The organism is Dactylosporangium sp. NPDC050588, from assembly GCF_040654975.1.
GTDB classification, from domain to species: domain Bacteria; phylum Actinomycetota; class Actinomycetes; order Mycobacteriales; family Micromonosporaceae; genus Dactylosporangium; species Dactylosporangium maewongense.
The window spans coordinates 1-24,357 of the sequence record NZ_JBFAJA010000071.1; the positions used below are offsets into that span (position 1 = coordinate 1).

Consider the following 24,357-nt stretch of genomic DNA (forward strand, 5'->3'; position numbering starts at 1 on the left):
CACGTGTTATATTACTATATTCAAAGGGCATCCGCGGCCAAGGCGGATCGGCGTCTGCCCGGGTGCCACCGCAAGGTTCACCATCCAGGCCGTTATCGTGTGAGCCGTGTCCAGGGCTGTGAAGCGGGCGTTCAAGTACCGCTTCTACCCGACCCCCGGGCAGGCCGCCGAGCTTGCTCGGACGTTCGGATGTGTCCGACTGGTCTACAACCTGGCGTTGCAGGCCCGGACCGAGGCATGGACACTGCGCCAGGAACGGGTCAACTACAACGTCACCAGCGCGATGCTCACCGGCTGGAAGAGGACCGGGGAACTGGCGTTCCTCAACGAGGTCTCCTGCGTGCCGTTGCAGCAGGCGCTGCGCCACGTGCAGGTGGCGTTCACGAACTTCTGGGCGAAGCGTGCCAGGTATCCGACGTTCAAGTCCAGGAAGCGGTCGCGCCGCTCGGCGGAGTACACGACCAGCGCGTTCCGCTACCGGGACGGCCGGCTCACCCTGGCCAAGATGACCGAACCCCTGGACATCGTGTGGTCCCGGCCGCTGCCCGAGGGAGCATCGCCGTCCACGGTGACCGTGTCGCAGGACGCCGCGGGCCGCTGGTTCGTGTCGCTGCTCTGCGACGACCGGGTCGAGCCGGTCCCGGCAACGGGCGCGGTCGGTGTCGACGCAGGGCTCAACAGCCTGCTCTGCCTGTCCACCGGGGAGAAGGTCACCAACCCCAAGCATGAACGCCGCGACCGGGCCGCGCTCGCCCGAGCCCAACGCAACCTCGCCCGCAAGGAGAAGGGCTCCGCGAACCGGGCCAAGGCACGGCTGAAGGTCGCCCGCGTCCACGCCCGGATCACCGACCGCAGGCGTGACCACCTGCACAAACTGAGCACTCGACTCGTTCGTGAGAACCAAACGATCGTGATCGAGGACCTGACCGTGCGCAACATGATCCGAAACCACCACCTCGCCCGCGCCATCAGCGACGCGGCCTGGCGGCAGTTCCGCACCATGCTCGAGTACAAGACCGACTGGCACGGCCGCACCCTGGTCGCCGTGGACCGTTGGTTCCCGTCGTCGAAGCTGTGCTCGACCTGTGGTGCGCTCGCTGCGCGGATGCCGCTGCACGTGCGGACGTGGACCTGCCGATGCGGGCAGACCCACGACCGCGACGTCAACGCGGCCCGCAACATCCTCGCGGAGGGGCTCTCCGTGATCGCCTGTGGAGGCGGTGTAAGACCTCAACGAGAGTCCTCTCGGACGGGGCAGCCGTCGGTGAAGCAGGAACCCCCTGGGGCGACCCAGGAAATCCCCGCCCTTAGGGCGGGGAGGACTGTCAACCCCGGTTCTTCGGCTGGGTGAACTCCGCACCGTCCGCGGCCGGCGTGCTGGTCGCACCGATCGCCGCCGCCCTGAACCCGAGTTGCGCCGGCGGTGACCATGCCGGCGTGCTGCTGGAGCACACCGTGCTGCGGTGGCTTGCCGAGCTGGTCGGTTTCCCGCACCGTCCGGGCGGGGGGTTGCTGACCAGTGGCGCTTCGATGGCGACCGTGGTCGCGCTGGCCGCCGCCCGTCAGCACGCCGTCGGCCGGGACGGCGCCGACGTCCGTGAGGAGGGGCTCTACGGGCGCCCGCCGATGGTCCTGTACGTGTCCGCGGAGGGGCACAGCTGTCTGCGGAAGGCGGCCGAGCTGCTGGGCCTGGGCAGCCGTCACGTGCGGGTGGTGCCCGTGGACGGCGGGTTCCGCATGGACGTCGACGCGTTGCGGGCCTTGGTGACCCGTGACGTGCGGGCGGGGCTACGACCGTTCTGCGTGGCGGCGAGCGCAGGCACCGTCAACACCGGCGCCGTCGACGCGTTGGACGAGATCGCGGACGTCGTCGCCGCCCACGGGCTGTGGTTCCATGTCGACGGCGCCTACGGCGCGCTCGGTGCGCTCGCCTCCGGCGCCGCGTCCGCCGGCTACGCGGGTATGGTGCGGGCCGACTCGCTCGTCCTCGACCCGCACAAGTGGCTCGGTGTGCCGGTCGGCTGCGGGTGCGTGCTGTGGCGTGATCCGGCGTTGGCCCGGGCCACGTTCAGCCTCATACCCGCCTACCTGTGCGACGATCACGAGGACGGGCTCGGATGGTTCTCCGAGTACGGCCCCGAGCAGACCCGCCCGTTCCGGGCGCTGCGGACCTGGGCCACCATGTCGCACCTCGGCAGGGACGGCATCATCCGGCTGGTCGGCACGACGGTCCGGCTCGCGCACACCCTGGCCGCGATGATCGAGGCCGCCCCCGACTTCGAGTTGCTCGCCCCGGTCAGCACCTCGATCGTCGCGTTCAGGTTCCACCCCGTCGACCGGACGACCGGCTGGACGACCTCAACCGCCGGATCCCCGCGATCGTCCAGCACCGCGGGCGCGCCTTCCTGACAGGCACCCGGCTGGCCGGCGCCGAGGCCCTTCGCGCCTGCCTGCTCAACCCGGCGACCACCGAAGACGACCTCGTCCTGCTGCTCGACGAGATCCGCGGCGCGGCGACCACCGCCACCGCGGAGATCCGCCCATGAGCACCGGCTACCTCGTCGTCGACCTCGGCGGTGTGGTGTGCCACTTCGATCACGCCCGCCGGCTCGAACGGCTCGCACGGGCATGCGCACTCGGCACGGAGCAGATCCACGCACTGCTGTGGCAGTCCGGCTTCAGCGCCGACTGCGATCAGGGACGCTATGCCTCCGCGGCGCTGGTCCGCACCCGGATACGCGTCACCCTCGGCATCGCGGGCACTGACGACGAGATCGACGACGCATGGTGCAGCGCCTTCCTGCCGCACCCGACCGTCATCGACGTCCTCGACCGGCACCGCGGCGACCGCGTGCTGGCGTTGTTCACGAACAACGGACCGCTGGAAGAACACGCATTGACCCGCCGGTATCCCGACGTGTTCGGCCGGTTCGACCACCTGTTCTTCAGCCACCGCCTGCGCCACCGCAAGCCTGACCCGGCCGCCTTCACCGCCGTGGCCGGCCACCTCGGCGCACCCAGCGACGAGATCACCTTCATCGACGACAGCCCCGGGAACGTGGCCGCTGCCCGCAAGGCCGGATGGCACAGCCACCAGTACCACGACGTGGCACTGCTACGACACGATCTCGCCGAAGCGGAGGCCGTCAATGGCCGCCGTACAGCTCGGTGACGGTGACGCCGGTGGCGCGCAGGGCGGCGAGCTCGGCGGGCGGGAGAAGCGACAGCGGGGTCACCTGGATCTGCTTGAGGTTGCGCAGGGACTCGATGCCCCGCAGCGAGCGCAGGTCGAACTCGCCGGTCTCGCCATCCCACTGGGGCCAGACGGCGTGCTGGATGTCGTAGCCGCCGCCGGCCCAGTGCAGCCGCTCGACGGAGTCCAGCTGCTGCTGGGTGAGCTCGATCGCGAGGACGCGGGTCAGGTTGGCGTCGTCCAGGTTGTACTCGTCGAACGGCTCGGGCAGGGACAGCGGCACCCCGAGGAGGTCGAGGACGGCGAGCTTGAGGATCGGGTTGCCGAACGGCGCCGCGTCGCGGGCGGGCAGCAGCTGGTCGACGTGGACGCCGCGCGCGGCCAGCGCGACCAGCACATCACGCTGAGCGGCAGACGCCGGCACGTCGACGCGGGTGAGGCGCGGGCAGTCCAGCAGCGGCCGCAGGTCGGTGGCCGGGGTGACGCCGACGCTGAGCAGGGTCAGCGAGGGCAGCTCCGTGAGCGGCGTGAGGTCGGGGACGGCCGACGCGGGCAGGTGCAGCACCCGCAGGTCCGGGAAGGCGGCGATGCCGTCCAGGCCGCGGATCACCGGGTCGGCGCCGGCCGGGACGGCGCTGCGCAGCAGGGCGTGCCCGGTCCAGCGGGCCTCGGCGACGCTCCCGGCGACCGGTGCCCGCAGCAGCTCCCCGTGGCGGGCCTGCCGGTCCTGGACGCTCTGCCGCGACAGCGACCTGCGCACGGGCGACGTGTAGTCGCATTCCAGCAGCGCCAGCCGCAGGCAGTCGTCCATGCGGGCCACGCTACTGGACCGCGGCGAGGGCCTTGACGATGTTGCGTTCGGCGAGGTCCAGCATGAAGTCCCGGCCCGGGAAGTCGGTGGCGGCGATGCGCAGCGGGCCTTCCACGAGCGAGAGGGTCTGCGCGTACTCGTACAGGCGCAACCGCCGCGGGTCGAGCTCGACGGGGTGCAGCGCGGGGTAGTCGTCGCCGAAGCGCAGCCGCAGGAACGCGTGCTCCCACTCGACGTCGAAGAACGTGAGTCCCTCGATGTCGATGACGACGGCCTCGCCCGCGGGGGTGACGAAGACGTGGTCGGGCCCGAGTTCGCCGTGGATCAGCCGGAACGACTGCCGCGCCGTCACCGCGCCGCGCAGCGCCCGTACGTGGGCCGCGATCCGGTCCCGGTGCGAGGAGAGCCGCCCGTCGAGCGCCGCGGCGGCGTCGAGGTGTGCCAGGGCCCGGTCGACGATGACGTCCTCGGCCGGTCGCTGCCCGGATCCGGTCGGGCCGAGGAGCCGCCCGTACCAGGAGGAGGCCGTCGTGTGCATGCGGCGCAGGGCGTCGCCGAGGGCTTCCAGCGGCGCCGCGGCGGCTGCCCGGTCGTCCCGCAGCAGCGTCTCGAGCCGCAGTTCGCCGACGTCCTCGATGAGGGCCAGGTCCGCGTCCAGGTGGTCGCAGGACCGGTCGAGCACGAGCAGGTGCGGCACCCTGACCCCGGCGCCGGTGAGCGCCGCGTGCGCGGCGGCGAACAGCTCGGCGCCCGACGCGTCGGTGAACGGGTCGTCCGGCACTGCCGACGGCGACGGCGGCCAGTAGTTCTCGCCGGCGGCCCAGACGTACAGGATCACGGCCTGGCCGTCGTCGAGCCGGAGCCGGTACACGCCCTTCTTGGACCCGCCGGTCACCCGGTCCAGCGCCACCAGGCGCCGATCGGACCCGAACTGCGCCGCGACCAGGCCGCGCAGATCCTCCACCCGCAGAAACTCCCGCATCACGGCCCCCGTCCGTCCCCGCCGACCCGCAATGGTGCCCGACCGCCCCACGGTCCGGCAACTCGATGACACCCGGGGCGGTACCCGTACACCACCTGCCGCCGCCGATCGTGGGACCTTCTGTCCCTGCGTCCCGAACGAGGCCCCATGAAGCGTCTGTACGTCCAGTCGTGAGGACGGACCCGGCCACCCGTCGCCGAGGCGGCCCGGGCATGGCGGAGATCGCCGACGCCATCCGTGCGCAGGCCGTCCCGTACCTCGACACGTACGGGACCACCGAGGCGCTCCAGCGGTACTTCGACGAGCTGGCCGACGACAGGCCGTTCGACGTTCACTTCCAGGAGGCCGCCTTCTGCCTCCGCCTGATCAACGGCGACGTCGACGGCGCGCTGGCCGCCGCGGCCGGTGCGGTGTCCGCCGCCGCGCAGGAGACCCGCGACTGGGCCCAGGAGCTGGCGGACGGGTTTCGGCGGTCGCGGACCAGCTCCGGACGGACCACGCGGCCGCCCTGCGGATGCTGCGCACCCATGCCGAGACGACCCGTCAGCACCTGCGGTTGCCGCCGCCCGCGTGAAGCCTCGTGTCACAGGCCGGCGGGCCGTCTCGTCTCGGGTGTCGTAGGCCGAGCGAGCGGAGGGTCATCATGCGGGTGTCGAGGCGCCTGGCGGTATTCGGCGCCAACGGGGCGACCGGGCGGGTACTGGTCGAGCAGGCCCTCACCGCGGGGCATCACGTCGCCGCGGTCGTGCGGCGGCCCGACGGGTTCCCGCTGCGGCACGAGCGGCTCGACGTGGTCGCCGCCGACGTCCTCGACGAGCGGGCCGTCGACGCCGCCGTCGCGGGCCGGGACGCGGTGCTGTCGGCGCTGGGGGTACGGGCCGGGAAGCAGCCGGTCAGCGTGTACTCGCGCGGCGCGGCCAACATCGTCGCCGCGATGCGGCGGCACGGGGTGCGGCGCGTGGTCGTGGTCACCTCCGCCGGCGTCGACCCGCGCCCGTACTCCGGCGGCGGGTTCCTGTTCAACCGGATCCTGCTGCCGTACCTGACGCGGGTCCTCGGCAGGACGCTGTACGACGACATGCGACGGATGGAGCAGCTGCTGCGCGCCAGCGACGTCGACTGGACGGCCGTGCGGCCCGGCGGTCTGTTCCACCTGCCGGCGCCCACGGCGTACACGATGGTCGAGGGGTTCGCCGACGGCATGTACACCGCCCGCGAGGACCTGGCCGCGAGCATGCTCGCGCTGCTCGACGACGACCGGTTCCTGCGCACCGCGGTCAGCGTCGTCACCACCGAGTCGAACCCCGGGCTCCTGCGGTGGATCCGCCGCGAGGCGGCGGCCAGGCGCTGACCCGCCACGGCCAGGCCGGCGCGCGTCGGTAGATTGCGCTGATGCGGCTCACCAAGTACGGCCACGCCTGCGTCCGCCTCGAGTCCGGCGACCAGGCCCTGGTGATCGACCCCGGTGTCTACTCCGATCCGGCGTGCCTGTCCGGCGCGACGGCCGTGCTCGTCACGCACGAGCACGCCGACCACGTGGACGCGGCCGCCCTCGCCGCCCACCCGGACGTCACCGTCTACACCCATCCGGCGCTCGCCCCGTCGCTCGGGGCGGTCCCCGTCGAGGTCGGCGACACGTTCACCGCGGCGGGCTTCGCTGTCAGCGTCGTCGGCGGCCGGCACGCCGAGATCATCGACGGGCTGCCCGGCTGCCCCAACGTCGGGTACATCGTCGACGGCGTCTACCACCCCGGCGACTCGCTGTTCGTGCCCGCCGAGCCGGTCGACACCCTGCTCGTGCCCGCGTCCGGGCCGTGGGTCAAGCTCGGCGAGGTCATCACGTTCGCCCGCGAGGTCCGGCCGGCCCGCGCGTTCCCGATCCACGACGTGAACCTCAGCGACATCGGCCAGTCCCAGTTCGACGAGTGGCTCGACGAGACCGCGGGCACCGCGTACGCCCGCATTCCCCTCGGCGCATCGGCCGACCTCGCCTGAGCCCGGGCCGGCTCGGCGACCCGGCGACCCGCCGGCACCAGGCGGGCAAGGGCCGTGGCGTGCGGCCGTGGCGTGGGCGGGTTGCGTGCGGCCGCGGCGTGGGCGGGGTGCGTGCGGCAGTGGCGTGGACGGGGTGCGTGCGGCCGTGATGTGGGCGGGGTGCGTGTGGCCGTGGCGTGGGCGGGGTGGCGCTGGCATGCTGGTCGCCTGACTGGACGGGCGCGGTGAGGCGGATGGGCAGGGCGGGCAGGAGGAGGGCGGCGCTGGTCGTCGCGGCCCAGGGCGGTGACGACCGGGCGCTCGACGGGCTCGTCGCCGGTCATCTGGCGCTGGTGTACTCGATCGTGCGGCGGGCGCTCGCCGGGCATCCGGCCGCCGTGGACGACGTCGTGCAGGACACGATGGTGCGGGCGCTGCGGCAGCTGCCGTCGGTGCGGGAGCCGGAGAGCTTCCGGGCGTGGATCGCGGCGATCGCCGTGCGGCAGGCCGCCACGTTCCTGCACGGGGAGCGGGTCGCCGCCGGGCGGCGGGCGGTGCTGGACGATGTCGCCGGCGCACCCGACGCCGGGGACTTCGAGGACCTCACCGTGCTGCGGCTGGACCTGGCGGCGCAGCGCCGGCAGGCGGGGCAGGCGGTGGCGTGGCTCGACCCCGACGACCGGCTGCTGTGGTCGCTCTGGTGGCTGGAGGTCGGCGAGGAGCTGAGCCGCGCCGAGCTGGCCGCCGCGCTCGGTGTGAGCGTCGCGCACGCCGCGGTGCGGGTGCAGCGCCTGCGCCGGCGCCTGGAACAGGCCCGCGCGCTGGTCGCCGCGCTCGACGCCCGGCCGCGGTGCCCCTGGCTGAGTACTGTGGTCGCCGACTGGGACGGCATCCCGGGCCCGTTGTGGCGCAAGCGGATCGGCCGGCACACCCGGTCCTGCGCCACGTGCGCGGGCGCCGCCGACGACCTGGTCGAGACCGAGCGGCTGCTGACCGGGCTCGCGCTGCTGCCCGTGCCGGTGACCCTCGCCGCCGCGCTCGCCACCCACGGCCTGCCCACCACCGCATCGACCGCCGCCTGCGCGCCCGTACCCCCGGCTGCGGGCGCTGTCGCCGCTCCTGCCCCAGCCGGCGCTCCCGCCGCCGGTACGGGCGCTGCTCCGGGTATGGGCGCTGCTCCCGCCGCGGGTACGGGCGCCCTTCTCGGCCCAGGTGCGGGTGGCTCCGCTGCCGCCGCCGGACCGTCCACTGCCGCCGGGGCTCCCGCCGCGGCCGGGTGGCTGGCGGGCGTCCCGATCGCGAAGGTCGCGGCCGCCGTGACGGTCCTGGCCGGCGCCGTCGCCGCCGCCGTGGCCTGGCCCGGCCGCACCGACACCCCGCCCCGGCCGGTCAATGCACCGTTCCCGTCGGTCGCCGCACCGTCCCGGACCGCCCCGCCGGAATCCGAGCCGCCCGGCGCGCTGCGCCTCGGACCGGTGTCCCTGGAGTCCGGCGCCGTCCCCGGGCGGTACCTCGGCACGACCGGCCAGCTGGGCACCCTCGTCACCGCGACCGGCCCGGCGACGTTCGAAGCCGTGCCCGGCCTGTCCGACGCGGCGTGCTTCTCGTTTCGATCGGCGAACGGGCAGTACCTGCGCCACCAGTCGTGGCGGCTCCGGCTGAGCCGCGACGAGGGCAGCTTCGTGTTCCGCGGCGACGCCACGTTCTGCGCGACCGTCACCGACGCCGGCGAGGTGTTCCTGGAGTCCGCCAACTACCGCGGCTACTTCGTGCACCGGCAGGGTGACGAGCTGTGGGTCGACCAGGCGGACGGCAGCGCCGCGTTCCGCGCCGACAGCGCGTTCCGGGTGCGCCCGCCGCTGCCGTGAGCCCCGCGATCTCCCGGGATCCCGGCGAATCGGCGCCGGGCCGCGGGGCGGGCCACTACCGTCAGGACGGTGGGCTTGCGGGGCACGGTGGTCGCGATCGTCGTGTCGAGCGTGCTGCTCGCCGGGTGCGGCGCCGAGCCGAAGCCGCCGGCCGGGACACCGTCAGGTCCGCCACCGTCCGGTGTGCTCGTCCTGTACGACACGACCGGGCCCTACGGTGACCTCGGCGAGCTGTACGCCGTGCAGGCCGGCAACCTCGCGTCCCACTTCGGGAAGTGGGAGGCGGCGCCGGTCACCAGGTACGCGAAGGGCAGCGCCGCACGGCACCGGCTGACGATCTACATCGGGTCCACGTACGACGAGCCGCTGCCCGACGCGTTCCTCGCCGACGTCGCGGGCGGCGCGCCCGTACTGTGGATGGGCGCGAACATCTGGCAGCTCATCGGCAAGTACGGGGGCACGGGCCTCAACGCGGCGACCATCGACGAGACCGCCGTGTCGGCCGTCCGGTACCGCGGGACGGAGCTCACCCGCAACCCCGCCGCCGGCGCCATGGTCCGCATCGGCGTAGCACCGGACGCCAAGGCGACGACGCTCGCCGGTGCCGTCCTGCCGGACGGTACGGAAGCCCCCTACGCGGTACGGGTCGGCGCGCTCACGTACGTGACGGAGGTGCCGCTGACCTACGTGACGTTCGACGACCGGTACCTGGTCCTCGCCGACCTGCTGTACGCGCTGCTCGACCCGCAGGCGCCGGACCGGCACCGGGCGCTGGTGCGCATCGAGGACGTCGGCCCGCACTCCGACCCGGCGCAGCTGCGGGCCATCGCCGACTTCCTGTCGGCCCGCAAGATCCCGTTCGCGGTGGCGGTGTTCACGGTGTACGACGACTGGGCCGGCGTGTACTCCGGCGGCGTGCCCGTACACCGGACGCTGAGCGGCACGCCCGCGGTCGTCGACGCGCTGCGGTACATGAGCGAGCACGGCGGCACGCTCATCATGCACGGCTACACGCACGGCCTCGTCGGGGTCCGCAACCCGTACGGCGTCAGCGCCGAGGACTACGAGTTCTACCGCGCCCACGTCGACGACACCGGCGTGGTCCAGCTGGACGGCCCGGTCCAGGACGACTCGCCGGAGTGGGCGCTCGGCCGGCTCACCGCGGCCCGCCAGGAGTGGACCGCCGCGGGCCTGCCGGTGCCCGACATCTGGGAGTTCCCGCACTACACGGCCAGCGCCGCCGACTACCGGGCGATCGCCTCGGCACCGGGCATCCGGGCCCGCTACGAGCAGGTCCTGTACTTCTCCGGCGTCCTGTCCGGCACGCCGGCCGGCAGCCGGTCGGTCAGCCAGTACTTCCCGTACCCGGTGCAGGACGCCTACGGGACGCCGGTCATCCCCGAGACGCTCGGCAACGTCGCCACCCAGCGGTTCAACCAGCACGGCGTGCGGCTCGCCGCGGACCTGATCGCCTCCGCGCGCCGCCAGCTCGTCGTCCGCGACAACGTGGCGAGCTTCTTCTACCACCCGTTCCTCGGCCTGCAGTACCTGCCGGAGCTCGTCGACGGCATCCAGCAGCTGGGCTACACCTTCGTGCCGGCGACGTCACTCCTGTGAGGTGCGGCGGCTGCCGACCCCACCGCCCGGCCGCCGGCACGGGGGTGTTTAGCCTTGCGCGGTGCAGAAGACGCGATCACTCCGGCCGAAGTGGGGCATGCTCGGCACCGTCATCGTCGTGGCGGCCGCGGTCTTCGCTGTCTACCGGATCGGCCCGTGGGCGCCGGAAACCGAGCCGGAGACCGGGACGCCCCGGCCGCTCGGCTCGCCCGTAGCGGTCGCGGGACGGTCCGTGTCGGTGATCGGCGCCGGTGACATCCTGCTGCATCCCGACCTGTGGAACCAGGCGAAGCAGGACGGCGGCGGCACGATGGACTACGCGCCGATGCTTGCCGGGGTCAAGGACTCCATCGAGGCGTCCGACCTGGCCCTGTGCCACATGGAGACGCCGGTCGCGCCGCCGGGCGGGCCCTACACGGGCTTCCCGCGCTTCAGCGTGCCGCAGGAGGTGGTGCGGGCGATCAAGACCGTCGGCTACGAGGGCTGCTCGACCGGCTCGAACCACAGCATCGACCAGGGCTTCGACGGCGTCAAACGCACCCTTGACGCGTTCGACCAGGCACAGCTCGGGCACTCCGGCACCGCCCGCAGCGCGGACGAGGCGAAGCGGCCCCAGTTGTACACCGTCAAGGGCGTCAAGATCGCTCACCTGAGCTACGCGAAGTACTTCAACGGCCTGAACCGGCCGGCCGGGCAGGAGTGGGTCGCGAACCTCATCGACCCGAAGAAGATCGAGGCGGACGCCGCCGCGGCCCGCACCGCCGGCGCCGAGATCGTCGTGGTCAGCCTGCACTGGGGCACCGAGTATGTGCACGAGCCCGACGTCGACCAGCAGACCTGGGCCCGGGCGGTCGCCGCGCTGCGCAACGTCGACGTGGTGTTCGGCCACCACGCGCACGTGGTGCAGCCGGTCGAGCGCATTTCCGGCAAATGGATCGTGTACGGCATGGGCAACCAGATCGCCCGCCACGAGGAGCCGATCAACGACAACCGGGAGGGCGTGATGGTCCGTGTCACATTCACTCCTTCGAGCGAGGCGAAGCGGTGGACGGTCGCCGCGGTCGAGGCGATCCCGACGTTCGTCGACCTGAACCCGGACATTCGGGTGATCGACCTGGAACGGGCGTTGGCCGACCCGGGCCTTCCGGCCGCCCGCCGCCGGATCTACGAGGCCGCCATCGAGCGGATCCAGGGGCATCTGCTGACCCGCGGGGCGGACGATGCCGGTCTGATCGTCCGCGGCACGGCGCCCGCGCCCCGAACCAGTTGATCAATGTGACGGACTGTCGTAGCCCTGGGTTATAGTCACCGGCGATTCGGGCGAGAGAGTCGCAAACGCTGGGAAGGGGGAGGTATATCCGTGTATGACGATGCCCCACCCGCGGCGGACGCGCCTCCCGCCCAGCTCATCGCGTGGCGCCGGCGGGCTCTTGAGCAGCAGCTGCCCGCGGCGGCGTTCCCGGCCGGCTCCAGTGCGCCATCACTGGTCTACCTGTGCGTGACGATGATCGTCGCCGCGGCCGCCGTGCTCGGCTTCGCCGTCTACGACCGCAGCGGCGTGCCGAAGGCCGTGCACGACTCGCAGCGCGAGCTGGTCGCGACCGTCGCCCGCGGCATGAGCGTCGGCTCCGCCCGGGCCGCGGACGACCTGGCCCGGGTCCTCGCCGACGTGCGCAAGCCGCCGCTGCCCGCCGACGCCGACGTGCTGGCGAAGCTCATCGGCAACCGGGAGACCTGGACCGGCGCCGCCCTCCTGCAGACCGCGACCCGCCAGTCACAGGCCGCGTCCGGCACGCCGGTCCCGCTCGACCAGCTGCCGACGCCGCTGCCCGCCGACGCCACCGTCGCGGTCTCCACCACCGACGGGCCGGCCCTCGTCCGCATCGCCGCGCTCGACGCCCAGCGCAGCGTCGCCGTGCTCTACCCGCTGCTGATGCGCAACCTGCGGCTCAACCCGGGCGCCCAGCACGGCGTCTTCATCGTCACCCCCGACGGCCGGCCGGCCCTCATCCAGGGCGTCAGCGCCGTCGGCGAGACGCACCTGCCGAAGCTCTTCGAGGGCCTGGCCGGGGCGCGGGGCAGCCGCAGCCGTGCGATCAAGGTCACTGAATGGCCCGACCGGCAGCTGGTCGTCTCCTCCGCCGCGATCGGCGACACCGGCGTCGTCGTGGCGTCCGTCGTCGTCGCGCCGGTCAGCCGCGGCACCTCCGTCGGCTATGGGCTGCTCCTCGGCCTGTCGCTGCTCGGCGTGTCACTGCTGGCGTTCCTGCTCATGCGCGCGTTCCTGCCCGCGCCGATCCAGGCGCTGCTGCGGCAGGCCAAGTCCGACGCGTGTGGCGCGGTGACACCTGTCCGGCAGCCGCTGCGCACCAGGGAGACGTTCCGGATCGCGCAGGCCCTCGCGGTGTTCAGCGGCGGCGGGTTGCGCGGCGCGCGGTGGCGGCTGAGCACCGTGCAGGGCCTCGCCGTCGCCGCCCTGGTCGCCCTGGCGTGGCCGGCCGTCGCGACGGCCACCGCGTTGCAGGCGCCCCGGCCGCCGGTGCCCGACCAGCTGTTCTTCGACGAGGAGAGCCGCGCCGAGGCGGTCAGCGGCGTGTTCGGCAACGCGCTGGACAGCGGCCTGCAGACCGTGTCGCGGATCAGCCTCGCCAACGCGCGCACCGAGCCCGGCAAGTTCGGGCCGATCCTCAAGCAGGGGCTGGCCGACGAGTACCGGTTCCGCGGCATGTACCTGGTGGACCGCAACGGCGCCGTGGTCAGCTCGGCGGGCCGGGAGTCGCTGCGCACCCCGCAGCCGCTGCCGGGGGAGGCCGGGATCCGCATCGACCGGTCGGTCTCCCGGTTGCCGGTCATCTACGCGTTCCGCATCGCCAAGGACGACGGCTACGGTGTCGTCGGCGAGTTCGACATCGACTACCTGCTCGGCGTGATGCGCCGGGTCGACGGGCGGGCGCGGGTCGTCGACTCGCAGCTGCGCACGATCCTGGACTCGTCGGGCTACCGGGCGATGCAGCCGCTGGAGGGTGACGCGGCCCGCGCCGTCGCGATCGAGGCCATGGCCGGCGGCACCGTCCGCGGCCAGCGCAGCGCCGGCGGGCAGCCGTCGCTGCAGGTCGCCACCGCGCTGACCAGCCCGCCGTCAGTCGTACACCTGGAATGGGTCGTCGTGATCGAGCGCAACCCCGTCTCGCTCCAGCTGCCGCAAGTGATCATGAACCGGTGGACGCTGCTGATGGCCGGCGCCGTCACGGGCATCGTCGCGCTCGCGTTCGTGTGGCAGTACTTCATCTTCGTGCGCCCGCTGCGCCGCCTCGCCGTGTCCGCGGACCGCATCCGCACCGGCGAGTTCGACGAGCCGATCCCGCCGCAGCGGCACGACGACGTCGGCGCGATCGCGATGTGCCTGGAGATCTGCCGCCAGGTCCGGCACACCGGCTCCGCCCGCTTCGGCGGCGCGATCCGGCTGCGCGGCTCCGAGGACGACTTCACCGCAGTCCACCCGCGCTTCCCCAGCCAGCGCGGCGCCGGCCGGACCGCGAAGGTCTGAGCGTGCTGTATCTCTACGTCGTCTACGCCCTGTGCTGCGTCGCGCTGCTCGTCGCCGGGATCGTCGAGCAGCGCAACCACGACCGCAACCTGGGCAGGATCCCGCACCGGGTGCTCGTCAACGGCATCCGCGGCAAGAGCTCGATCACCCGGCTGTGCGCCGGTGCCCTGCGCGGCGGCGGGCTGCTCGTCGTGGCCAAGACCACCGGCACCGCCGCCCGGTTCATCTTCCCCGACGCCAGCGAGGAGCCGGTCCACCGCAAGTTCGGCATCGCCAACGTCGTGGAGCAGATCGGCATCGTGCGGCGGGCCGCCGCCTACCACCCGGACGCCCTGGTCATCGAGTGCATGGCGGTGATGCCGGCCCTGCAGGAGATCAACCAGAGCAAGCTCATCCGCTCCACCATCGGCGTGCTGTGCAACGTGCGCGAGGACCACCTGGCCGAGATGGGGCCGACCCTCGACGACGTCGCCCGGTCGCTGAGCAAGTCGATGCCCGTCGGCGGCGTGTGCGTCACCGCCGAGCGCGACCGGCTCGCGATCCTGCAGCAGGAGGCCGACAAGCGCAACTGCCGGCTCATCGCCGTCGACCCCGACTCGGTGACCGACCGGGAGATGGCCGACTTCGGCTGGATCACGTTCAAGGAGAACGTGGCCATCGCGATCGCCGTCGCCGGGCTGCTCGGCGTCGACCGGCGCAGCGCCCTCGCCGGCATGATCGACGCGCCGCCGGACCCCGGCGTGCTGTCGGTCGTGCGGGTCACCGCCGGCGACAAGCTGATCCGCTTCGCCAACGTGTTCGCCGCCAACGACCCCGAGTCGACGCTGATGAACATCCAGCAGCTGGAGCGGCAGCACCTCATCTCCCGGCCGATGACCATGGTCATCAACTGCCGGCCGGACCGGGTCGAGCGCAACGGCCAGATGGGCGCGCTCTGCGGCGACGTCCGGCCCGACCGGATCGTGATCATCGGCGAGCCGACCCGCAGCGCCCGCTCGGCGATCCCGGCCGACCTCCAGGACCGGGTCGTGGACCTCGGCGGGAGGCTCGACCCCGACCGGCTGCTCGACGGGGTCGTCGCCGCCACCGACTTCGACTCCTCGATCGTCGCCGTGGGCAACATCCACGGCCAGGGCGAGGTGCTCCTGCACGAGCTGGCCGGGCTGCCCAGCTGGGCGCCCGACGAGCTGCACGCCCCGCTGCCGCCGATGCTGCGCACCAACATGACCGTGGGGACCCGCGTCCCGGCTCAGAGAAGGACCGGCCGATGATCTTCGGAGGGGAGCTCAGCGCTCAACTCGCCACCGCCTGCCTGGGGATCGGGCTGGTGTTCGCGCTGCTGTGTTACCTGACGACCAACCTGTCGCCCGGCGGCATGATCACGCCCGGCTGGATCGCGCTCGCGCTTATCGAGGATCCGCTGCAGGCCGCGATCGTGGTGGTGATGACCGTGGTCACCTACTACCTCACCAAGCTCCTGCAGAAGGTCGTCATCCTGTACGGCAAGCGGCTCTTCGCCGCCATCCTGCTGCTCAGCGTGCTGCTGCAACTGACGCTGTTCGTCATCGTGCAGCGGGACCTGCCGCTGCTGTTCGCCCACCAGACGCTCGGCTTCGTCGCCCCCGGCCTCATCGCCTATCAGCTGGTGCGCCAGCCGCCGCCGGCGACCGTCCTCGCCACGACGATCGTCACCGGGATCACGTTCGGCGTGACCTTCAGCGGCATCGTCGCCGGGCTCGTGCCGGTCACATGAGCGTCCCGGAGCGCAGTGGTGGTGACGGCATGAGCGGGCCGGAGCGTAGCGGAGGGCTGCTCATCATGGGCACAGGTCTGGTTCAGGCCGGCGCCGGAGCGCAGCGGAGGTGACGGCGTGAACACGACTGGGCTGACGCTGCGCAGCGCGACGACGTTCGTCACGGCCGCGCTGCTGCTCGTCGTCGGCCTCACGGCCATCGGCTACAGCGCCGTCCGCCTCGCCCAGCCCGACCCCGTCGAGATCAGCCTCGGCACGGCGGGCGCCACCACCGTGTCGTCGTCGGGGTACACGTACCGGCGGCTGACCGACCCGCCCGGCACCGAGGTCCTGCGCCCCGACGGCGCGCGCGTCGCGGTCCTCACCGACGGCGCCCGCACCGCCCACCTGACCGGCAAGGCGAGGACGTTCACCGAGCCACGCTTCACCAACGCGAAGATCACCCACGACGTCTACGTCCGGCTGGCGCCCCAGCCGTGGCAGGCCGGCGCCGAGCAGCAGTCCTGGTTCGCCGGCTGGCTCGCCACCGCGCTCGCGGATCCGAATCCTGACGTGCTCGCCACCGCCATGCAGTACACCTACGGCGCCGCCCCGCGGAAGGGCGACAACGGCCTGCAGATCGCCGGCGACGCCGCCTTCGGGCCGCTGTCGAGCAGCGACCGCGACGGCCGCGCCGAGAACTCCGACTTCTACGACTACCTCGGCGTCCCCTGGGACTTCCCCGACGGGGTCAAGGAGAAGCCGTCGCCGGACCGCCTGCACAGCCTCGACTGCTCCGGTTTCATCCGCATGGTGTACGGCTACCGGATGGGCTTCCCGCTGCGCGGCACGAACACGCAGGGCCCGGGGCTGCCGCGCCGCGCCTACGCCATCGCCGACGTCGGCCCCGGCACCGTCGTCATCCCCAACACCGGCAAGCGCCCGCAGCAGCTGGACCGCCTGCTCCCCGGCGACCTGGTCTTCTTCTACGGCTCACCCGAGATCGACGCGGACGGCGCCGACCGGCCGACCCACATCGAGCACTCCGGCATCTACGTCGGCATCGACGACCGCGGCCACTACCGGTTCATCTCCAGCCGTGTCGGCGCCAACGGCCCCACCATGGGCGACTCGGGCGGCGAGGCCACGCTGGACGGCACAGGCCACTTCGCCGCCGGCCTCCGCACCGCCCGCCGCCTCTGACCCTGTCGGCCTCCGCACCGCCCGCCGCCTGTCCCCGGCCCGTGCCCGACCGTTGCGCGGGCGCGGGCCGGAGCGCGCGGACCACGCGCAGTACAAACGCGGACCGAGCGGACCGAGCCGACCGGGCGGACCGAGCGGACCGAGCGGACCGAGCGGACCGAGCGCCAGTACAAGGGCGGCATGAACGCCTGAACGTGCACCGGGCTCAGTGCCGGATCAGGCCGCCGACAGTGACCGCGGCGACGTGCCCGGTCGCGGGAAGCGTCTGCGCCAGGGCGAGCCCGACGTCGACCAGGGACGACCGGCACAGCCCGGCGACGTCGGGCACCGGATGCCAGACCGACTCGGCGGTCTCGCCGTTCGGCTCGGGCCGGAGCGCACCACCGGTGATGCGGACCTGATAGAAGACGCCGACGTTGTGGTGCTCGGTCCCCAGCCGTGCCTCGGCGGCCGGGATGACCCTCGAATCCACACCCAGCAGGCGCTCGACCACGCCGTCACAGCCGGTCTCCTCGGCCAGCTCCCGGATCACCGTTTCGAACGGGTCCTCGGCGTGCTCCACCCTGCCGCCAGGGAGCGTCCACAGCGTCGCGCCCGTCGCGGGGGAGACGTAACGGGCCAGCAGGAGCCGGTCACGCTCGAGGCACAGGGCGTACGCCGCCAGCCGGAAGCTCACCGCAGGACCGTATCCCCGACGGGTCGCGGTCGCTAGGCCTGGTCCTGCTCGTCCGGGTGGCGCTTCGGGCCGTGGAACTGCAGGTCCAGGAGGTGCATCTGCGCGTTCTTGCTGGCGCCGAGGGTGGCGTGGATCAGGTGCTCCTGGATGCGCGCGGCGCTCGCCTTGTCGAGGCCGTCCACGGCCCGTTCGGCCAGCCACTCGGCGTGCAGGAGGTAGCAGTGCACCAGCGGCTGGCCGTAGTAGTAGCTCATCTGCCTGGACGTCATGGCGAACGACCGCATGAACGTGGCGCACAGGAAGCTGCCCAAGGTGACACCCGCGGCGGTCAGGACGCCGACGGTCACCCGGACGTCGGTGCTGGCCGAGGCCAGGATCGCGCTGGTGCCGGCGAGCAGCACGAACAGCGATGCGGACGCGGCCACCGCGCAGAAGATGTAGGACATGCGGGCCTGGCCGAGCGCGACGTTGATGAACCGGTCCATGAGACGGAAGTTGAACGACACCAGCTTGCCCAGCGCGTGGTCGTCGATCTCGTCGGTGGCGGCGTCGAGGCGGTCGAACTCGGCCTGGCTCTTGCGCTCCCGGCGGAGGCGGGAGCGTCGCATCGCGAAGATCGTGACGGGCGTGATCACCGCGGCCAGGACGAAGAACGCGGCGCCCAGCAGCGGGGGTGTCGCCGTCGGGCGGTCGGTCAGCAGCAGGCCGTCGGAGCCCAGCAGCGCCGCCACGGCCGCGAACGACGCGGCGAGGGTCCAGGCGATCCGGGCCACGCTCCTGCCGTCGTGGTCCGCGCGGACGTCATGCTCGAGTCGAGGGGCGCGGGTGTTCGTCGCCGTCGAGGTCATGTGCTGCGTCTCCTTACGTCGAGCGTCGCAGCGGACCGTATCGCCGGTCGCGGCCGCCGGACCACCGACGAACAGGCGGAGGCCGCAGCGGTCGGGCATTGACGACAGTCATTCGGATGGGCGCCGGTGCCGTCCAGACCCGGACAGGGGTCCGAGTGATTGGACGGTGGCCTGCGCCGGGCGCTGAACGTGCCGGCCCGAGCACCGGATCGAGCCGCGGACCCGGCTGAACGGCCGCGTGGCGGTGCCGGGTCCGCCCGATCCGGCGGAACGGCAGGGCACCCAGAAGTCAGCCGGGTCAGCCCGGGGGCAGGCGTCTGGCGATGGCGTGGGCGACGGCGTCGAGGCGTTCGGGGTTGCCGCGGATGACCCAGCCGAGCTCGATGTGCAGGAACTGCGCGCCGAGGTCGTCGGCGGCCTTGCCCTGGACGTTGGTGGTGCCTTCGAGCCGGCCGCAGGTGGCGGCCCAGGCGCGGCAGACGATGACGCCCGCCTCCTGCAGGCTGGAGGCCACGTCGCGGGCGAGGGGCGAGACGCGGCCCGCGCCGGTCGACACGACGGCCTGCGCGTCGGGAAGGTTCTTGTCGGCGAAGCCGTGCAGCTGCACCTGGCTCAGGCCGCCGCGGGCCAGCTCCGTCGCCAGGACGTGGAACATCGACATGTCGTTGTGGGCGACGTCCGCGGCGCCGTTGCCGGCCATGCGGTGGGCGCCGGCCATGAGCAGGACGCTGCCGGGGACCAGGCGGTAGAGGGCGACGCCGAGCTTGTCGGTGTTGGTGTCGAAGCCGGGATGCGGCACCTCGATGACGTAGCGCAGCGGCGCGGACCGGTCGGCGAGGACGAGACCCCAGGCCGCCCCGTAGGTCACGCTCATGGAGAACATGCTGTAGCGGCGTCCGGTCGCGGCGTCGACGCTGTGGGAGGAGTCGTACCCCAGCCGGCCGAACGCACCGTCGAGGTCGGTGATGTCGTCGGAACCCGCCAGCAGCAGCCGCGCGGCGGCCCGCCCCTGTGCCCGCTCGGCCTGGTCCGGGTCCCGGTAGGGCCCGTCGCGGGACAGCAGCGCCGTGCGCTCCTCGACGACCGCCAATGGGTCGTCGGACGGCGCGGGCTCCGGTGCGGGCAGCGCCTGCGCGGAGCACCCGCCCAGCATCAGGACCACCGCGATCGCGAGAGCTGCGGCACGGGACACTGTCCAAGATTAACCAACCCGGCCGACCCGATTGGAGCCCGGTATGCGAGAGCGCGCTCTGCGAGCCCTGCGGGCACACGTTCCCGACCTGGCCGACGTCGCGGTCACCGAGCTCGGCAGGGGCCTGGACAACACGGCGTTCCTCGCCGGCGGCCTGGTCCTGCGGGTTGCGGAGGCTGCCACGGTACGACGTGAGGCGGCGCTGCTCGACGCGCTGGCCGGACGGGTGTCGCTGCCTGTGCCGGCGGTGCGGTTCGCCGACGCGGAGACGGGTGTGCTGGCCTATCCGCTGCTGCCCGGCCGCCCGCTGCTGGGCCGTCCGGCGCCCGCCGCGCTGGCTGGACCGATGGGCCGGTTCCTCCGGGAGCTGCACGCGATCGAGCCGGCCGAGGTGCGCGGCCTGGTGCCGGTCGAGGACGCCGATCCGGCCGAATGGCTCGAGGACCTCGACGGCCCGCCCGAGCTGCTGGACCGGCTGCACGCGGAGGTCCCGGCGCCGGCGCCCCGCAGGGTCCTGGCGCACGCCGACCTGGGCGCCGAGCACATCCTGGAGCGGGACGGCGCGGTCACCGGGGTCATCGACTGGACCGACGCGGCCGTCACCGATCCGGCGCTGGACTTCGCCCGGCTCTACCGCGACTTCGGCGCCGGCTTCCTCGCCGCGGTGCTGGACGCCTACGGCGGCCCCACCGACCCCGCGTTCGGCGAACGGGTCGTGTTCTTCGCCCGGTGCGCGGCGCTGGAGGACATCGCATACGGCGTGCCCGAGTACGTGCGAGCCGCCCAGCGTTTTCTGTCAGGTGACGATAACGTCAGTGACGACCCGGCAGGAGGGGCGCAGGCATGGGACGCGTGAAGATGGGCGCGGTGGTGTCGCTGGACGGGTTCATCGCCCGCGACGACGACACCGTCGGGCCGCTGTTCGACTGGTTCGGCAACGGCGACGCCGAGTGGCGGTGGTCGCCGCGGCAGGACGAGCCGTGCCGCACCACCCTGGCGTCGAAGTACTTCGTCCAGTCCGTGTACCCGAACATCGGCGCGGTCGTGATCGGGCGGCGCCTGTTCGACCTGACGGACGGGTGGGGCGGCGTCCCACCCGCGGGTGAGCACGTCTTCGTCGTCACCCACGCGCCGCCGGCCGGCTGGAAGCATGCGGCCACGGCACCGTTCACGTTCGTGACCGGTGGCGTCGCGGCCGCGATCGAACAGGCCCAGGAGCTGGCCGGCCCCGACCGGATCGTCGACGTCGCGGCCGGGCAGATCGGCGGGCAGGCGCTGCGCCTCGGCCTGATCGAGCAGATCGTGCTGCACGTGGTGCCGGTCGTGTTCGGCTCGGGCCGCCCGTTCTTCGGCGGCGCCGGCACCGGCGACCCCATCACCCTCGGCAACCCGTCCCGCATCGTGCAGGGTGACCGCGTCACCCACCTGCTGTACGACGTCGCTTGACAGCACGCCCCGGGATGGGGGACTGTGGCGGTCGGCCACGCAGACGGTGTGGACATTGGTGCATGAGGGACTGAAGCCTGTGATCCGGGTAGGCCGAGCGGCCGCCTGAGCGTCGATGTGACGACGCGTGCGTTGGGCGGCCCCATGTCTTGTTCGCCCATCGTTGGTCTTCTCACGTCTTGAGGTATTCACCGTGTCCTTGGATGCCCGCATCCAGCAGTCCGTCGTCGTCAACCTCTCCAACCGCCCCGCCCCCGTGCGGGTCGGACCGTTCGTGATCGGGGTCGACCCGACGACGGCGAGCCCCAGCATCAACTACGCCACCCCGCGCCCTGACGCCCCGATCACCGCCGGCGACGTCGCCGACCTGGTCGCGGCGTTCCGGGCCGCCGACCGCACGCCCCGGTTGGAGTACGTCGCCGGCTGCGCCCCGTCGCTGGAAGGGCTGCTGCGCGACGCCGGTTTCGCGGTCGAGGCGCGGCACACGTACCTGTGCTGCCGCCCGTCGACGCTGCGGACGTCTGCCGTGCCCGACCCGTACCAGCTGCGGACACCGGACACCGACGAGCTGCTCGCGGCGCTGATCGGTGCGCAGAACGCCGCCTTCGGCGCGGAGCCCGTCGCGTCCCCGGCGGACGTGGCCCGGGTCCGCCGCCTGCAGGCCGCCGGTGGCGTCGCCGTCATGGCCGTCACCGGCGACGAGTGCGCGGGCGGCGGCCAGGCGGTCCCACCCGCCGACGGGGTGAGCGAGGTCGCCGGGATCGCCGTGTGCACGCCACACCGCCGCCGCGGCCTCGCCGGTGCCATCACCGCCGACGTGACGGCCCGCCTCTTCGCGTCCGGGGTGGACCTCGCCTGGCTCGAGGCCTCCGGCGAGGACTCCTGGCGCGTCTACACCCGCGTCGGCTACGAGCGCGCCGGCGAACGGCTGTACATGACGATGACCTGATCGCAATTCCGCGGCGGTCCTGGCCTGCGCCGGGGCCGCCGCCCGTCAGGGGTTGGTGGCGAAGCGCTCGGGGCGGACCAGGACGGCGACGCGACGGTCCTCCAGCATCGCCCGGTCGTACTCGTCGAGGTCGGGGTGGACGCCGCCGGCGGCGTGGTACACGTCGCGCAGCAACAGCCTGAGCGGCTCGGCACCTGCCTCGGGCCCGACGACCTCGGCGGTCCCGGCCACCGAGATCCACTCCCAGCCGGCCCGGAAGACGAGCGTCGCCCGCGGGTGACCGGCCAGGTTCCGAAGCTTGGCCGTGTCACCCCGGGAAACCAGCGCGACGACCGGCTCCCCGGTGGCCGGGTGCGGCAGGACGCCGGCGTTGACGACCGACGTTGACGGCTCACCGTCCGGCCTGATCGTCACCAGCACGGCCAGCCAGTGCTCCCGCCCGGCCAGCTCCGTGACCCGCCGCAGCCCCGCCTCGATCGTCGTCATACCGCCACCCTATCCACCGCCGCAGCGAGAATCCCCAGGTGCGGAGGCTTCAATGATCAAGAGCGTGCGGACCGAGGAACTCCTTCACCTGCTCCGCCACTTGCGTCACCCCGATGTGGTGAAGCAAGACATCGAAGATCCCGGAGTCACGTTCGATCCGGAGCAGACACAGGTGATCGTGATTCCCGCCCAAGACGCCTACCGAACGGACCTGGCCCGTTGCGAGGCTGATCGAGAAGGCGGCCGCGTTTGGCTCGGATGGGAAGATCGCCTCTCATCGTTGCGAGAGATCAACGGGAACGTAGGGATCACCTACATCACCGTCGGCCGCTGGCGCCTGAGTGTGCTCCTGCACGAGGACCTGAGCCAGACTTACGCATACCTGTATCGGCCGCTGAACAAGGATGTCGCCTTTCCCTGACCTGGCGTGCCGTGTAACGATCGGAGCCCCCATGTCGCCGACCCGGCTGGGGTCGACTCGGGCGGATGGGAGAGAGGCATGAGCATCGAAGAACCCCGTTTCCGACCCGGTAGCCGCCCTCAGAGTTTCGACCCCAGCCTCCGGAGTCGGCATGTCGGTGCCGAAGAACTGGCGACGCGAGAGTACATCGGCTGGATCAACCTCGGAGATGGGAATCGGATCTCGTTGAGCGTCTTCGCCAGGGATGTCGATGAGGCATACGAGCGCGTGGTGGAGCAGTACGGAGAAGGGCGCGAGCTGTCCATCTGGAACGAGGAAGAAGCGCACACCTATCGGTAGGCAGACATCCGGACCGGCGCTGGGGTCGTCTCAGCCGCCGGTCCCGGTCCTGACCGCGTAGGCTACATGTAGCCGTCACCGCCTGCGCCCGCCGCGCCGCTTCCGTCACGCTGTTGTTGATGGCAACTATGCTCGAGGCCTGCGAGAGCCTGCAGTGAGGCGTCGTCCCGCGGCCTCCGCCAGCCAAGGCCAGTCCCAGAGCACCGGGTGGCCGTGGATGCGGCGGGGTGGGCCGACGCAATGGGGGTGGTGGTGCAGGCCCCGTCCTGTTGGCGTGCCGTGAGGGCCGCCTGCCTGCCGGGACCGCGTTCGTGAGCGCCGCCCGTGTCGTGATCCCGGCGCGCGGAATCCGACGGAATTCATGTGCCCGAATAGCTGTCTGACATACTGCGGCGACGTGTTGCGGGCTGGCGGCCTGGATGTCCCAGATGGGTCAGGCGACCTGGCTTGTTGGCTAGTTCGTAATGGAAGAAAGGTCAGGTGACCGAGATGGCTGATGGAATTCGCCGGACCAAGGGCCTGGTTGCCACGCTTCTGGAGATGATCGACTCACCGAAAGCCGGGCTGGATCTGGTCGAAGCGGCCGCCGAGTTGGTCGCTGAGGATGCGCGCTTCAACAAATGGGTGTTCGCGAGGAAACCCAATTCGAGCTCGGTCGACCTATGGAACCTCGCCGCACTCGCAAGGAGCCAGGGGGCGGCCGCCTTGACCGCCTGGCATCGCTACGAATCGGCGACAAGAGAACTCGGCGATGCAAGATGTCGTGAACTGATCGAACTGCTCCGTGCTCAGCGAGATGAGTTGCGGAGGACTCGAGAATCTGATGTGATTTCTTATCAAGACCCAGAGATGCCTCATGAACTTCTTGATTGGTGATTGTCGCGTCACTTGAAGCGACGTGAGTCACGGCGACCGCGCGATCGGTGGAATCACCGATCGCGCGGGTCTACCCGGTCTATTGGTCGATCTTTGGTTGTTGATCGGGGTCACTAGGCGGCTGGGGTCAGCCGGCCTTCGAGGGTGATTGGAAGGCGTTAGGGGCTTTCCAGTGAATGGTCCATTGTTTGATCTCG

The 24,357-nt window shown here is 72.1% G+C and carries 24 protein-coding genes; 18 read left to right on the top strand and 6 right to left on the bottom strand.

Features of this window, described 5'->3' with window-relative positions; genetic code table 11:
- Positions 1 to 106 precede the first annotated feature (106 nt).
- The 3 genes from AB0I21_RS39590 (at position 107) to AB0I21_RS39600 (ending at position 3,172) form a co-directional block, all read left to right on the top strand.
- Entirely contained in the window at positions 107 to 1,351 is a 1,245-nt protein-coding gene (locus AB0I21_RS39590; protein ID WP_360568825.1) for an RNA-guided endonuclease TnpB family protein, read from the top strand.
- Positions 1,348 to 2,409 (top strand): pyridoxal-dependent decarboxylase, encoded by a 1,062-nt coding sequence (locus tag AB0I21_RS39595; protein WP_360568826.1) that lies wholly within the window; start codon positions 1,348 to 1,350, stop codon positions 2,407 to 2,409. The genes AB0I21_RS39590 and AB0I21_RS39595 overlap by 4 nt, the downstream gene beginning before the upstream one ends.
- Positions 2,410 to 2,542: 133 nt before the next feature.
- A complete protein-coding gene (locus tag AB0I21_RS39600; RefSeq protein ID WP_360568827.1) occupies positions 2,543 to 3,172 on the top strand; it encodes an HAD family phosphatase in 630 nt (209 codons plus the stop codon).
- Here the strand turns inward: AB0I21_RS39600 and AB0I21_RS39605 are convergent.
- Both AB0I21_RS39605 and AB0I21_RS39610 read right to left on the bottom strand, forming a co-directional pair.
- The gene (locus AB0I21_RS39605; RefSeq protein WP_360568828.1) at positions 3,147 to 4,004 is read right to left on the bottom strand and encodes a hypothetical protein; all 858 of its coding nucleotides are present in this window, start codon (positions 4,002 to 4,004) and stop codon (positions 3,147 to 3,149) included. The two genes, AB0I21_RS39600 and AB0I21_RS39605, sit on opposite strands and share 26 nt — an antisense overlap.
- A 10-nt stretch (positions 4,005 to 4,014) precedes the next feature.
- Positions 4,015 to 4,989 (bottom strand): aminoglycoside phosphotransferase, encoded by a 975-nt coding sequence (locus tag AB0I21_RS39610; RefSeq protein WP_360568829.1) that lies wholly within the window; start codon positions 4,987 to 4,989, stop codon positions 4,015 to 4,017.
- 640 nt (positions 4,990 to 5,629) lie between these two features.
- Here AB0I21_RS39610 and AB0I21_RS39615 point away from each other — a divergent pair.
- The 9 genes from AB0I21_RS39615 (at position 5,630) to AB0I21_RS39655 (ending at position 16,927) form a co-directional block, all read left to right on the top strand.
- Complete coding sequence (locus AB0I21_RS39615) at positions 5,630 to 6,337, top strand: NAD(P)H-binding protein (protein WP_360568830.1); 708 nt, start codon at positions 5,630 to 5,632, stop codon at positions 6,335 to 6,337.
- Positions 6,338 to 6,378: 41 nt separating this feature from the next.
- The gene (locus tag AB0I21_RS39620) at positions 6,379 to 6,981 is read left to right on the top strand and encodes an MBL fold metallo-hydrolase (RefSeq protein ID WP_360568831.1); all 603 of its coding nucleotides are present in this window, start codon (positions 6,379 to 6,381) and stop codon (positions 6,979 to 6,981) included.
- 233 nt (positions 6,982 to 7,214) lie between these two features.
- The gene (locus tag AB0I21_RS39625) at positions 7,215 to 8,828 is read left to right on the top strand and encodes a sigma-70 family RNA polymerase sigma factor (RefSeq protein ID WP_360568832.1); all 1,614 of its coding nucleotides are present in this window, start codon (positions 7,215 to 7,217) and stop codon (positions 8,826 to 8,828) included.
- A gap of 69 nt (positions 8,829 to 8,897) precedes the next feature.
- Positions 8,898 to 10,445, top strand: coding sequence for a polysaccharide deacetylase family protein (locus tag AB0I21_RS39630; RefSeq protein WP_360568833.1), 1,548 nt, complete (start codon positions 8,898 to 8,900; stop codon positions 10,443 to 10,445).
- Positions 10,446 to 10,506: 61 nt separating this feature from the next.
- Positions 10,507 to 11,715 carry a CapA family protein gene (locus AB0I21_RS39635; RefSeq protein WP_360568834.1) on the top strand — a complete coding sequence of 403 codons (1,209 nt, stop codon included), beginning with the start codon at positions 10,507 to 10,509 and terminating at the stop codon, positions 11,713 to 11,715.
- 90 nt (positions 11,716 to 11,805) lie between these two features.
- Positions 11,806 to 13,992, top strand: coding sequence for a HAMP domain-containing protein (locus AB0I21_RS39640; RefSeq protein WP_360568835.1), 2,187 nt, complete (start codon positions 11,806 to 11,808; stop codon positions 13,990 to 13,992).
- Positions 13,993 to 13,994: 2 nt separating this feature from the next.
- The gene (gene pgsB / locus AB0I21_RS39645) at positions 13,995 to 15,263 is read left to right on the top strand and encodes a poly-gamma-glutamate synthase PgsB (protein WP_360568836.1); all 1,269 of its coding nucleotides are present in this window, start codon (positions 13,995 to 13,997) and stop codon (positions 15,261 to 15,263) included.
- Complete coding sequence (locus AB0I21_RS39650; RefSeq protein WP_360110676.1) at positions 15,260 to 15,745, top strand: poly-gamma-glutamate biosynthesis protein PgsC/CapC; 486 nt, start codon at positions 15,260 to 15,262, stop codon at positions 15,743 to 15,745. Before pgsB ends, AB0I21_RS39650 begins: the two co-directional genes overlap by 4 nt.
- Positions 15,746 to 15,862: 117 nt before the next feature.
- Positions 15,863 to 16,927 carry an NlpC/P60 family protein gene (locus AB0I21_RS39655; RefSeq protein WP_360568837.1) on the top strand — a complete coding sequence of 355 codons (1,065 nt, stop codon included), beginning with the start codon at positions 15,863 to 15,865 and terminating at the stop codon, positions 16,925 to 16,927.
- Between the two features lie 205 nt (positions 16,928 to 17,132).
- Here the strand turns inward: AB0I21_RS39655 and AB0I21_RS39660 are convergent, their stop codons facing one another.
- From AB0I21_RS39660 to AB0I21_RS39670, 3 genes are all read right to left on the bottom strand, one after another.
- On the bottom strand, positions 17,133 to 17,603 hold the full coding sequence (locus AB0I21_RS39660; RefSeq protein ID WP_360568838.1) for an NUDIX domain-containing protein: 471 nt from the start codon (positions 17,601 to 17,603) through the stop codon (positions 17,133 to 17,135).
- A gap of 32 nt (positions 17,604 to 17,635) precedes the next feature.
- Positions 17,636 to 18,451, bottom strand: a complete 816-nt coding sequence (locus AB0I21_RS39665; protein WP_360568839.1) for a hypothetical protein — start codon at positions 18,449 to 18,451, stop codon at positions 17,636 to 17,638.
- Between the two features lie 298 nt (positions 18,452 to 18,749).
- Positions 18,750 to 19,643: a hypothetical protein gene (locus AB0I21_RS39670; RefSeq protein WP_360568840.1), complete on the bottom strand. Its 894-nt coding sequence runs from the start codon at positions 19,641 to 19,643 to the stop codon at positions 18,750 to 18,752.
- A 43-nt stretch (positions 19,644 to 19,686) separates the two neighbouring features.
- On the opposite strand from AB0I21_RS39670, the gene AB0I21_RS39675 reads away from it, so the two are divergent.
- The 3 genes from AB0I21_RS39675 (at position 19,687) to AB0I21_RS39685 (ending at position 22,038) form a co-directional block, all read left to right on the top strand.
- Positions 19,687 to 20,499, top strand: a complete 813-nt coding sequence (locus AB0I21_RS39675; RefSeq protein ID WP_360568841.1) for a phosphotransferase — start codon at positions 19,687 to 19,689, stop codon at positions 20,497 to 20,499.
- Positions 20,487 to 21,089, top strand: a complete 603-nt coding sequence (locus AB0I21_RS39680) for a dihydrofolate reductase (RefSeq protein ID WP_360568842.1) — start codon at positions 20,487 to 20,489, stop codon at positions 21,087 to 21,089. The genes AB0I21_RS39675 and AB0I21_RS39680 overlap by 13 nt, the downstream gene beginning before the upstream one ends.
- A gap of 193 nt (positions 21,090 to 21,282) precedes the next feature.
- Complete coding sequence (locus AB0I21_RS39685; RefSeq protein WP_360568843.1) at positions 21,283 to 22,038, top strand: GNAT family N-acetyltransferase; 756 nt, start codon at positions 21,283 to 21,285, stop codon at positions 22,036 to 22,038.
- A 45-nt stretch (positions 22,039 to 22,083) separates the two neighbouring features.
- Here AB0I21_RS39685 and AB0I21_RS39690 read toward each other — a convergent pair whose 3' ends face one another.
- On the bottom strand, positions 22,084 to 22,524 hold the full coding sequence (locus AB0I21_RS39690) for a TIGR03618 family F420-dependent PPOX class oxidoreductase (protein WP_354895974.1): 441 nt from the start codon (positions 22,522 to 22,524) through the stop codon (positions 22,084 to 22,086).
- Positions 22,525 to 22,576: 52 nt separating this feature from the next.
- Here AB0I21_RS39690 and AB0I21_RS39695 point away from each other — a divergent pair, with 52 nt between their 5' ends.
- The 3 genes from AB0I21_RS39695 (at position 22,577) to AB0I21_RS39705 (ending at position 24,160) form a co-directional block, all read left to right on the top strand.
- Entirely contained in the window at positions 22,577 to 22,945 is a 369-nt protein-coding gene (locus tag AB0I21_RS39695; protein WP_360568844.1) for a hypothetical protein, read from the top strand.
- Between the two features lie 78 nt (positions 22,946 to 23,023).
- Entirely contained in the window at positions 23,024 to 23,284 is a 261-nt protein-coding gene (locus AB0I21_RS39700; RefSeq protein WP_360568845.1) for a hypothetical protein, read from the top strand.
- A gap of 480 nt (positions 23,285 to 23,764) precedes the next feature.
- Positions 23,765 to 24,160 carry a hypothetical protein gene (locus tag AB0I21_RS39705; protein ID WP_360568846.1) on the top strand — a complete coding sequence of 132 codons (396 nt, stop codon included), beginning with the start codon at positions 23,765 to 23,767 and terminating at the stop codon, positions 24,158 to 24,160.
- Positions 24,161 to 24,357: the final 197 nt, after the last annotated feature.

What these genes read in the sequence shown, in the direction of transcription:
- AB0I21_RS39600 (WP_360568827.1), top strand. Translation starts at nt 2,543, where the DNA reads ATGAGCACCGGCTACCTCGTCGTCGACCTCGGCGGTGTGGTGTGCCAC.
- AB0I21_RS39605 (WP_360568828.1), bottom strand. Translation starts at nt 4,004, where the DNA reads ATGGACGACTGCCTGCGGCTGGCGCTGCTGGAATGCGACTACACGTCG.
- AB0I21_RS39615 (WP_360568830.1), top strand. Translation starts at nt 5,630, where the DNA reads ATGCGGGTGTCGAGGCGCCTGGCGGTATTCGGCGCCAACGGGGCGACC.
- AB0I21_RS39620 (WP_360568831.1), top strand. Translation starts at nt 6,379, where the DNA reads ATGCGGCTCACCAAGTACGGCCACGCCTGCGTCCGCCTCGAGTCCGGC.
- AB0I21_RS39625 (WP_360568832.1), top strand. Translation starts at nt 7,215, where the DNA reads ATGGGCAGGGCGGGCAGGAGGAGGGCGGCGCTGGTCGTCGCGGCCCAG.
- AB0I21_RS39650 (WP_360110676.1), top strand. Translation starts at nt 15,260, where the DNA reads ATGATCTTCGGAGGGGAGCTCAGCGCTCAACTCGCCACCGCCTGCCTG.
- AB0I21_RS39665 (WP_360568839.1), bottom strand. Translation starts at nt 18,451, where the DNA reads ATGACCTCGACGGCGACGAACACCCGCGCCCCTCGACTCGAGCATGAC.
- AB0I21_RS39675 (WP_360568841.1), top strand. Translation starts at nt 19,687, where the DNA reads ATGCGAGAGCGCGCTCTGCGAGCCCTGCGGGCACACGTTCCCGACCTG.
- AB0I21_RS39680 (WP_360568842.1), top strand. Translation starts at nt 20,487, where the DNA reads ATGGGACGCGTGAAGATGGGCGCGGTGGTGTCGCTGGACGGGTTCATC.
- AB0I21_RS39690 (WP_354895974.1), bottom strand. Translation starts at nt 22,524, where the DNA reads ATGACGACGATCGAGGCGGGGCTGCGGCGGGTCACGGAGCTGGCCGGG.
- AB0I21_RS39695 (WP_360568844.1), top strand. Translation starts at nt 22,577, where the DNA reads ATGATCAAGAGCGTGCGGACCGAGGAACTCCTTCACCTGCTCCGCCAC.
- AB0I21_RS39700 (WP_360568845.1), top strand. Translation starts at nt 23,024, where the DNA reads ATGAGCATCGAAGAACCCCGTTTCCGACCCGGTAGCCGCCCTCAGAGT.